The organism is Helicobacteraceae bacterium (assembly GCA_031258155.1).
Taxonomy (GTDB): domain Bacteria; phylum Campylobacterota; class Campylobacteria; order Campylobacterales; family SZUA-545; genus JAIRNH01.
Genome location: JAIRNH010000047.1, coordinates 1 through 10,712, shown reverse-complemented (window position 1 = coordinate 10,712; position 10,712 = coordinate 1). Strand labels below are relative to the sequence as shown.

Sequence of the window (10,712 nt, the reverse complement as noted above, 5' to 3'; positions counted from 1 at the left end):
AGGCGAGATTGATTAGGACATGTTTAGCGCGCCGTAAAACGTAAATTAAAATATCAAATCGCAAAGTTAATTTTTCAAAGCAAGTTTGTCGCGCTCCTTGCGAGCGCGTGGGTTGAAACTGGTTGCTTGGCATTGCGGAAGTTGAAAGGAAGAGTCGCGCTCCTTGCGAGCGCGCGGGTTGCATTGATTTTTTGGCTTTAAGATAGATTTTGGTCGCCCAAGAGCGCCCGTTAAAGCGCCTTTAATCGGAGATTATCATCTGGACGCGCAAAGGTTGCGCCGCGTCGTTAAGCGCGCAATTACGGGCGATTCAAAATAGTTTGGCAATATATAATCTATCGGCTTATTACAAAGCGTAAAAACCGCCGTAAGTTACGCGAGCGGCATATCGAAAAATAAAAAAGGACGGGAGAGGGGCGATAAAAGGGGTTAAAAGCCGATAAATCCATATCGCAAGTAGCTTTGCTTTGTTAAGCGTTATTCGCTCCGCTATAGGTTGCGCTTTTTAGCTCCCCGTAGCCGCCGCGGTTGCTTGCTCTTTTTTAAGCGTTATTTGTTCCGCTATAGGGGCGCTAACGCATAACGCTGAAAGCCGACATAGACGTATCCGTAGGCTTAGTTACCCGTCGAAGTTGTCGCGAATAGCGCGCGTCTCCCCAAAGGGGCGGCTTCGCGTCTAAGCGAAACCGTCCCGAAACGCTAGAAAGCGGATTTTATGCTCTCAACCCACCGTTCAACTCTGCTTGAGGTCAAATCGCTTTGATTATCCTCGTCGATAATAAGTCCGACAAACTTTCCGTCCACCACCGCTTTGGAACTTTCAAAGTTGTATCCGTCAACAGAGTTTTTATCGCCTACTATATTGGCGCCTTTTTTCAACGCCAACTCGTATAAAATCCCTACGCCGTCGCAAAATTCGCCGCCGTAGCCCTCCTGATCGCCAAGTCCAAACAGCGCCACGGTTTTGCCTTTAAGATCGAGCGCCTCTCTGTCGAACGAGTCCCAATCGTCTTGCAACTGACCCTCGTACCACGTCGATACGCCCAAAATTAGCTTGTCGTAGCCGTTTATTTTATCGGCGTTGGCTTTGCCAACGTCTATTAGATCAGCCTCCTTGCCAAGTTTCTTTTGGATAAGTTTGGCGACGCCCTCCGTGTTGCCGCCGCTACTACCAAAAACTATTGCAACCGACATCTCTTGCTCCTTACAGTTTGATTTAATAAGAGACGTTTTATCCTAATTTTGCTTAAAGCGCGATTGAGCGCGGCGTTAGACGCAACGTATAAACGCCTAAAAACGCAAAGCGGTTCTCTAAATCTTGTAAATTTCTAGGCGAAGTTTTACTTGGGCTTATATCGCCGTTTGAAGGCGCGCTTGAGAAGTTATTAAAACCGCTGTAACGCGCTCGATCGGCGGTTTGGTATTAACGAGAAAGGAATCTTGAAAATAGGTTTGGTTTATCAAAATCGAGATTTTGAAATAACCATAACGGATAAAACCGCCATTGCCTAAACGTCGCGAGGGGTCTGTATCAAAAACTATTTATTACAAGATGATAAATCTTTCGCAATTTTGGATTAAACCGCCGCTAGATTTATGCGAGGTAACTCGATTTCAGCGCGACATAACGCGAGGCGGAGGCGTAAAGCTCTTTAACTTCGCCGTCGCTAAGCGTCCGCGCGACTTTCGCGGGCGAACCTAAAATCAGCGACCTCGGAGGGAAAACCCTGTTTTGCGTAACTAGCGCGCCCGCGCCCACAATCGACTCCGCGCCGATAACCGCTCCGTCTAATATAATCGCGCCCATTCCGATCAGGCAGGCGTTTTCTATAACGCAACCGTGCAATACCGCGCGATGTCCGATTGTTACGTCGTCTCCTACGACTGTCGGAAACCCGTCGGACTCGTCCGCTAAGACGGAATGCGTTACGTGAATAACCGCGCCGTCTTGAACGCTGACGCGCGCGCCGATCTTCACGCGATGAACGTCCGCGCGTATAACCGCCCCAAACCACACGGAGCAATCCTCGCCTATTTCGCAACGCCCGATTACGTCCGCGCTAGGCGCGATAAAAACCCGATCGCCGATTAACGGCTTGTGATCGTTAAACGCGCTAATCATTTTCTAGCCTTACGATCGATCTGTTTCAGCCCGCAAAATCCGCGCGCATAAAACGCTCGATTATAACGCCGAAACCCCTAAAACTTAGGCGCGCCCAAACGATCAAGCCGATTTCGGCAAGCGACGCGCATTTACGATCGCGCCAAAGCTCGAACGCGAAAGCTATAAGCCGTTTGCCTTCAAAAACTCCTCGATCGCGGGAGCGATTTTGGCGCGAGGCTCGCCATTTTCGTGCAGTTTAGCCGCGATCGCCTCTAGCGCGCCTTGCGCGTCGTAGCCGCCGTCTTGATACGCCGCGTATTGCCCGTCGCTTTTTAGCTCCTTAGCCTGTTTTTTGTCGCCAAGTTGCAGTTTCAGAACGCACAGCAGCAACCTCGCGATCTCCGCGTCGTAAATCGGCGTCATCAGCTCGATTCTGCGCGTTAAATTACGCGGCATCCAGTCCGCGCTGCTGAAAAACAGCTGCGGATCGGCGTGCTTGAAATACAAGGTTCGTCCGTGTTCCAAAAATTTGCCCACGATCGACACGACGCGGATATTCTCGCTTACCCCTTTTACGCCCGGTAGCAAGCAGCAGATTCCGCGAACGATCAGCGAGATTTTCACCCCCGCTTGCGAAGCGCGGCACAGCGCGGTAATTATGTCTTTATCGACTAGCGAGTTGATCTTGGCGATAATCTCTCCTTCGCCTTTCATCTTTGCTTCGGCGGCGATCAGCTCCAAAAGGCGCGGCTTGATCTGCGTCGGAGCCATCGCGAGGCTGTGCAGTTCGGTATTTTTCGCAAAGCCCGTGATATGGTGGAAAAACCGCACCGCGTCCTCGCCGATCTTTTGGCTCGCGGTGAAAAAACTTATATCGGTATAGATTCTAGCCGTGCCGGAGTTGTAGTTGCCCGTAGAGAGATGCACGAAATGTTTGAGATCGCCGTTAGGCTCTCTGCGGATAACGTGCGCGATTTTGGCGTGTATTTTCAGTCCCACCACGCCGTAGATCACATGCGCGCCCGCGTTTTCCAGCGCTCTAGCCCATTTTAGGTTGTTCTCCTCGTCGAAGCGGGCTTTGAGTTCCACGACCGCCGTAACCATTTTGCCCGCTTCCGCCGCCTCGATCAACGCTTTGACAATCGGCGAGTTGTTGCCGACGCGATAGAGCGTCATTCTGATCGAAAGCACGTTCGGATCGCCAGCCGCCTCCGCGATAAACCGCTCGATCGGGCTAAAGCTCTCGTATGGCAGCAAAATAACGGCGTCTTGCTTGTCGATTATGCCCGCGATTGGCTCTTTGAGATCAAACGGCGGCAGAGCGCGAGGCGGCTGGCTTTCTAGCAGCAGATGGGTAAAGCGCTTATTGCCGATAAGTTGCCAATACGCGCCGAGATTAAGCGGCGCGGTTTTTGCGTAAATATCGTTCGGGCTGACTTTGAGATGCGTCGTCAAAAACGCCAATAGATCGGGATCGCAGTTTTGGGCGATCTCAAGACGGACGATCTCGCCTTTTTGCCTAAGACGCAAACCCTCTTCTAGCACGTCGAGAAAATCGTCGGCTTCCTCTTCCTCTATGGAAATATCGGCGTTGCGCGTTACTCGAAACGGCGCGTGGCTAATCGGCGTAAAACCGGGAAACATATCCTCGATATGATGATAGACAATCGATTCAATCGGCGTAAAAGTCCCCGCGTCGATCTCCACAAAACGCGGCAAAACGCGAGGCAGACGGATAAGCCCGTGCCTTATCGGATCGTTCTCGCCCGCTTTTAGTTTAACCGCCATCGCAAAGCTAAGATTATTTAGATGCGGGAAGGGGTGGGTCGCGTCAACGGCGATCGGGATCACGACGGGGTAGATATGGCTCTCAAAATAGGCGTTCGCCTTGCGTTTTTGCTGCGGATTAAGATCGCCGTAGTTTTTTATCTTGAGCGAGCGCTTTTCCAATATGGCAAACAGCTCCGCGATCTTTTGTTCGACGAGCGGCGCCTCTTTGGAGACATACTCGCGAATTAGCGTAAGCTGCTCGTAGGCGCTTAACCCGTCGGGACTGCCCGGATTGACGCGGGCTTTTTCCATCACCTTTAACCCCGCGACGCGAATCATATAGAACTCGTCTAGGTTCGTGCCGTAAATGGCGATATATTTAAGCTGCTCTAGCGGCGGATTGCGCGGGTTGGAAGCCTCTTCTAAAACGCGCGTGTTGAAGCGAAGCCAGCTAAGTTCGCGGTTGATGAAATGTTGCGGTTGTAAATGGCGGATCATTGCGTATAACTCTATCTCCGACGTTAAATCGTTCGTTTGATAGCATTCTACCTTTATTGCGTTGATAGTATAGGAAAGTTTTATTGGAAACCGAAAGCGTTAATTGGTCGCTGGCTCTGGCGGGGCTGGGAATGTTCTTGTTTGGTATGTCGCTGCTTGAAAGCGCGATCAAAACCGCCGCGGGAGCGCATTTCAAGACTATGCTCAAAAAAGCCACCGTTACCGTTCCTAAATCGTTGGCTACGGGCGTGGCAAGCGCGGCGATACTTCAGAGTTCCACTCTTGTTTCGCTAATGGTCGTGGCGTTTGTCGGCGCGGGTATGATGAGCCTCGTTAGCGGCGTGGGCGTTATGATCGGCGCTAATTTTGGCAGCGTGGGAACAAGCTGGCTAGTTACGTTGCTTGGATTTAAGTTCAGCGTCTCAAGCGCGGCTATGCCGATTATAGGCGTAGCTGGTTTAGGGCTGCTCCTATCGGGCTCAAAGAAAAAAGTCCGCGCTTTCTTTACGTTGCTGATGGGTTTTGGTCTGCTCTTTTACGGATTGGATCTGCTAAAAGAGAGTATGCAGACTCTCGCGCACTCCGTCGATCTGAGCAAATATCAGAATTACGGCGTTTTGGCGTATGCGGCGATCGGCTTTGCTCTAACGGTGATTTTGAACTCTAGCGCGGCGAGCATGGCGATCTTCTTAGCCGCCGTCGGCGCGGGCGTAACGAGTTTCGATATAGCCGCCGCGCTTGTAATCGGCGCGAACGTAGGTACGACTGGAACGATCGCGATCTTAGCCGCCGTCGGCTCTCCCGATACGAAGCGTATCGCCGCCTCGCACGTGATATTCAACGTCGGAACGGCGATTTTGGCGTTATGCCTGCTCAAGCCTATAACTTGGCTGATTACCGACGGCTTTGGTTTGCGCGATGATCCCGTGCTTGCTTTGGCGCTGTTTCACACGATCTTCAACGCGATCGGTCTTATAACTTTTGGTCCATTTACGGCAAAAATCGGAACTTTCTTATCCAAACGCTTTGTCAAAAGCGACGTAAAGATCACGCGCCATATCGACTCCGTGAATCCTCAAATGTCCGACGTGAGCGTAGAGGCGCTCAAAAACGAGTCGTCTCATCTGCTAGAGGAGTCGCTTAACTTCTCCTTATATATGCTTAATCTCCCTCCAAACGAGATTTTTCTTCGCAGGCGCAAAATTACCGCCGTCGTCTATTCGCGCCACGATATTATCGATATCGATATAGACGAGCATTACAATAGGCTAAAAAGTATCGAAGCCGCGATTTTGGAGTATTCCACGCTAATCGGCGAGAGAACGCCCGAAGACGAGACGATCGTAAACCGATCGCTTGCCGCCGCTCGCGAGGCGATCTACGCGGCGAAGTTGTTTAAGGACATTAAGCGTAATCTTGACGAGTTTGCCGCCAGCGACGACGATTTTATGCTCGATCACTACAATCAGGCGCGGGTGCGCGTGGCGCGGCTCGTTAAATATCTGCGGCTGTCTATGCAGTCCGACGAAGAGAACGAAAAGAACCTATCGGCAATGCTCTCAAAAATTCTAACCGAAATCCAAAACGAGGATCGCAGCGCTCTAAATACGATCACAAGAGCGATCAAAAGCGGCGACGTGGCGCAATCTACCTCTCCGACTTTTATATCGATTAACCGCGCGGTAGTCAATGCCTCCAAAGCGCTGATCGAGTGCGCGCAACTGCTATATCTGTCGATTAAGATCGAAAATATCGACGACGGCAAAGCGGACAATGACGAAGAGTAAGCGGCGCAAATATCGTTACGGCGTATTCGGCGCCAAGCGGCTTTTGAGGTTTCTAGCCGCGCTTTCGCTGAAAAACGCGCGGCGCTTTGGCGCGTTTATAGCCGTGATCGGCTGGTATTTTCCCACGACGCACAAGCGCGTAACGCTGAAAAACCTTGAGATATGTTTTCCTTCGCTAAGCGCCGCCGAACGCAAAAAACTAGCGCGAGAGAGCTTGATTGAATCGGCTAAAACCGCCGCCGAGATGGGCGCGCTGTGTATGTGGGAGCATAAACGCTGTCTGGAACTCGTCGAGAAAACGGAGAACGAGAGTCTGTTAGACGAGGCGATCGCGGCAAAAAAAGGGGTGATTTTGCTTGCGCCGCATGTGGGAAATTGGGAGATGATGAGGCACTTTTTAGCCTCGAAATCGACCTTTATCGCGCTTTACGAACCGCCGAAAATTAAGGATTTGGAACCGCTTTTGGTCGCTATCCGCGACAAGGTTGGCATGATCTCCGCTCCCGCGAACGCGAAAGGAGTGACAAGGTTGTTTAGGGAGCTTAGCAAGGGCGCGGTTACGGCGATCCTACCCGATACTCAGCCCGCAAAACGGGCGGGCGGAGTTTTCGCGCCGTTTTTTGGCGTGGAGGCGCTAACCCCCACTTTTTTGCAAAAAGCGGCGCAGAAAACGGGCGCGATCGTCGTTTGCGGCGTAGCGTTGCGTAGCCAAAACGGTTTTATGCTTATCTTTTCAGAAGTAGATCAAAACATATATAATCCCGACGAGAAAATCGCCGCAACGGCGCTTAACCGATCTATCGAGATATGCGTAAATCTCGATCTTAAACAATATATATGGGAGTATAAACGCTTTCGCTCCCGCCCCGCCGGAGAAAAAGCGATCTATGCCGTTTAAGTCAAAGATTTTATCAAGCGTCTCAACTTATAATTACGCAACGACACGCGACGGAGAGCGACCATAAAGAGCTTTTATTGATTGCCGCGGCGCTAAAACGCGGCGCCCAAAGTAACGCGAGGAGCGCCCAAGCGGGTCTCCTCGCGCAAATAGCGCAAAGCTCTTTCAACTAGGCGGCGTTATAAAACCGCGATAAAAATAACGCCGCGCCTAAGGACGTAGAAACGTTTTTTCGCGTTACCGGCGATCGCTTTTTTGAATGAATCTATATCGGAAATCTCCGTAGATTCCACCTGCACGATCACGTCGCCGCTCGCGAAGCCCGCTTTGCTTGCCTCCGAATTATCCGCTACGCTATCGACTATCACGCCGCGCGACTCCCTAGACAGGCGAAGGCGAGATCGCGCTTCGTCCGTTAGCGGCGCGATAGTTAAGCCTTTGTAGTCGCTTTTTGCCGCCGCGATCGAGCCTTTGTCCAAAGAGGTTAGCGCGGCGCTAATGGTAATCGTCTTTTTATCGCGCACAACCTCTAACGCCACCTTCTTATTTGGCGGCAACGCGCCGATCGTATTGCGAAGCGAATTTGCGCCGTCGATCGCTTTGGAATCCACCTTGATTATCAGATCGCCGCGTTTTAGCCCCGCTTTGTCGGCGGGCGATTTCGGTTCGACGCTAATTACCACCGCGCCCTCTTTTTTGCCGTAAAACTCGTGCAAATCCTCGCTTAAATCGCTTATGCTCACGCCAAGCCAAGCGCGGGTAACTTCGCCGCTCTCAATAAGCTGCTCGGCGATCTTTTTTACCATATTGCTAGGAATCGAAAAACCCACGCCGTGATTTGCGCCGCTTCGCGTCAAGATCGCGCTATTTACCCCGATCAAAGCGCCTGTGGAATTGACCAGCGCGCCGCCGCTGTTGCCCGGATTGATCGCCGCGTCGGTTTGGATAAAGTCTTCGTATTCCACGATGCCGACCGCCGTGCGGTTTGTCGCGGATACCACGCCCGTGGTAATGGTTTCGCCCACGCCAAAAGGGTTGCCGATGGCGAAAACCACGTCGCCCACCTCTACGTTGTCCGAATCAAAAAAGATCGCGGGGCGCAGATTTTTCGCCTCGATCTTGATTACCGCCAGATCGCTTTTCGGATCGCTGCCGATCACTTTAGCCTCGAACTCCTCTTTGCTGTTTGCCAGCGTTACGATCACCTTATTCGCGTCTTCGACGACGTGATTGTTGGTTACGATATAGCCGTCCGCGCTGATAATCACGCCGCTACCCAGCGATCGCTCGATACGCTCGCGCGGAATGTTGAAGCGTCCGTCGTCAAAAAACTGACGGAAAAACGGATCGTTAAAAAAGGGCGAAACCTGTATTTGCGGCGTTCGCACGCTCTTTTGGATCGAGACGTTCACCACGCTTTGTCGCGCGTTTTTGAGTATCCGCGCGTAAGAGGCAAGAGCGCCCGAGGAGGGCTGCTCGCGCGTTATAGCGCCGTTTTCATAATCTTGAAAGGTAACTTTCGGCGCAGCGAAAGCGACGCACGAGGCGATCGCTAAAACGATCAACTGTTTCATCGATAACTCCTTAAAATTGGGAAATAAGTTTAAGATTTTTTCGTGAAAATGTGTAGATTTAGTGAAGGAGCGTTATGAGCCGTAGAGCGATCGCGGAGTGGGAGGAACAGAGCGGAGTCTTGCTCGCTCTGCCGCGCGAAGGGGGCGATTGGGCGCCGTATATGGGCGAGATTTTGGAGTTTTACGAGTCGCTGATCGCGGCGATAACGCGCTTTGAAAAGGCGATCTTGATCTGCGAAAACGCCGACGAAGCGTTTAGGCGCTTTGGGAACGATCGCGTCGTTTGCGCGCAACTGCCGACAAACGACACGTGGGCGCGCGATTTTGGCGCGATCGCGATCGAGGATAACGGCGAAACGGCGTTTCTGGACTTCGAGTTCAACGGCTGGGGACTAAAGTTCGCCGCCAATTACGACAACCAAATTACCGAAGGCTTGAAAGCGCAAGGCTTTTTCGGCGGCGCGAGAGTAATAAAAACGGGCTGGATTTTGGAGGGCGGCAGTATCGAAAGCGACGGCGCGGGAACGATTATGACCACCGAAAACTGCCTGTTTGCGCCAAATCGCAACGCGCGTTGGAGCAAAGCTGATTTTGAGGCGCGTTTTAGGCGCGATCTGGGCGCGAAGCGGGTTTTGTGGGTGAAAAACGGGCGTTTGGAAAACGACGATACCGACGCTCATATAGATACTTTGGCTCGATTTTGCGATCCTGACACGATAGCTTTTGTCGGTTGCGACAATCCTAACGATAGCCATTACGACGCGCTAAAAGCGATGAAAGAGGAGATTTTGGCGTTCAAAAAAGCGAACGGGGCGCCGTATCGTTTTGTGGAGTTGCCGATGTGCGATCCGATCTATTACGAGGGCGAAAGACTGCCCGCGACATACGCGAATTTTTTGATTATCAACGGCGCCGCGATCGCGCCGATCTACGGCGTTGATAGCGACGAAAAGGCGTTGGCGGCGCTAAAAACCGCTTTTAAGGATCGCGAGATAATCGCGCTTAACGCAAGCGTAGCGGCGCGCCAGCACGGATCGATCCATTGCCTAACGATGCAGCTTCCCAGCTTGCGCCGCGTCATAATTTAACAAAACCGCAAATCGGCAAAATAGTCTTGTTTTACCGCCCTTTAGGCGTTGCGATTTTGCAAATTCGACCTCAAAAGCTAGCAGATCGATAAATCTAGCCCGCGCGCGACATTCTCCCGATCGTTATCGCCGCGATTAAAGTTTTGCGTTTCAACTCGCGCCAAGCGTCTATAATAAAACGCGGCTTGTTATAAGCGCTTAATAAATCTTAAAACGTCGATAAACCAATACGACGTTATTTTCAGCTTGTTGCGGTCGCGCCTCTTACGCTCGCCTTACCGCGCTTTACCAAAACCGGCGGCGCCTTCCCTCCCGTCATTCCCGCGAAGCGCCCGTTTGTTTGCGAACGCAGGCGCGTAGGGTATGGAGCGGCGGGCAAGAGAGAGCGGACGGGGGCAATCCTCGCCTTACGATCGTTAAATCTAAAACATAACGACTACGACGAGAGAGAGCGGGATCAAGGCGTTTCGTTTTAGTATGGTCGGGGGTTTGAAAGGCGACGCAAAGAGTAAAGAGAGCGGATATTGAACGCGCAAATCAAACGCTCCGCTTAGCAATCAAAACATCGGTTCCACGCGGATCATTAAAGTATTCAAGATATAGATCAAGCGTTATGTTTGCATTAGTCTATCAATACAAACTTCGATTGTTTTACGTAATTTAATAGTGATTTAAGCTATTTAGCGCTAAAAATGCAAGAAGTCAAACACAAAGGAGGCATCCATAATGGATACCCGCAATCCTCCTCGTATCAAAGCGAGATTAAACGTTTTCTCTTTTGCGCGCGCCGCGTTAAAAAGCGTAACGCGCCTATTTACGCGGTTTGCGGGTTGCAAGCCGTTCTCGCCTCAAGCCGATTCTAAACGATCGTCGTTTGAGGGCGCTAAGGTCTCTTGTAGTTCGCAATCGTGTTTGTCCTCTTTTAACGCTTGCGAAAACGTTTCTTTCTCTGGCGATCTTGCCAATAGGCTTGTACTGTCGGGGGGGGGGGGG

At 51.5% G+C, this 10,712-nt stretch carries 7 protein-coding genes; 3 read left to right on the top strand and 4 right to left on the bottom strand.

Features of this window, described 5'->3' with window-relative positions:
• Window positions 1–699 precede the first annotated feature (699 nt).
• From LBF86_06310 to ppk1, 3 genes are all read right to left on the bottom strand, one after another.
• Complete coding sequence (locus tag LBF86_06310; GenBank protein ID MDR0665116.1) at window positions 700–1,194, bottom strand: flavodoxin; 495 nt, start codon at window positions 1,192–1,194, stop codon at window positions 700–702.
• Between the two features lie 400 nt (window positions 1,195–1,594).
• On the bottom strand, window positions 1,595–2,122 hold the full coding sequence (locus LBF86_06305; GenBank protein MDR0665115.1) for a gamma carbonic anhydrase family protein: 528 nt from the start codon (window positions 2,120–2,122) through the stop codon (window positions 1,595–1,597).
• A gap of 162 nt (window positions 2,123–2,284) precedes the next feature.
• On the bottom strand, window positions 2,285–4,372 hold the full coding sequence (gene ppk1, locus LBF86_06300) for a polyphosphate kinase 1 (protein MDR0665114.1): 2,088 nt from the start codon (window positions 4,370–4,372) through the stop codon (window positions 2,285–2,287).
• Between the two features lie 83 nt (window positions 4,373–4,455).
• Between ppk1 and LBF86_06295 the strand changes: the two genes are divergently transcribed.
• Window positions 4,456–6,159, top strand: coding sequence for a Na/Pi symporter (locus tag LBF86_06295; protein MDR0665113.1), 1,704 nt, complete (start codon window positions 4,456–4,458; stop codon window positions 6,157–6,159).
• Window positions 6,146–7,057 carry a lysophospholipid acyltransferase family protein gene (locus LBF86_06290; GenBank protein ID MDR0665112.1) on the top strand — a complete coding sequence of 304 codons (912 nt, stop codon included), beginning with the start codon at window positions 6,146–6,148 and terminating at the stop codon, window positions 7,055–7,057. Before LBF86_06295 ends, LBF86_06290 begins: the two co-directional genes overlap by 14 nt.
• A gap of 179 nt (window positions 7,058–7,236) precedes the next feature.
• Here LBF86_06290 and LBF86_06285 read toward each other — a convergent pair whose 3' ends face one another.
• The gene (locus LBF86_06285; protein ID MDR0665111.1) at window positions 7,237–8,631 is read right to left on the bottom strand and encodes a Do family serine endopeptidase; all 1,395 of its coding nucleotides are present in this window, start codon (window positions 8,629–8,631) and stop codon (window positions 7,237–7,239) included.
• Window positions 8,632–8,705: 74 nt separating this feature from the next.
• Between LBF86_06285 and LBF86_06280 the strand changes: the two genes are divergently transcribed.
• Window positions 8,706–9,719 carry an agmatine deiminase family protein gene (locus LBF86_06280; GenBank protein MDR0665110.1) on the top strand — a complete coding sequence of 338 codons (1,014 nt, stop codon included), beginning with the start codon at window positions 8,706–8,708 and terminating at the stop codon, window positions 9,717–9,719.
• Window positions 9,720–10,712: the final 993 nt, after the last annotated feature.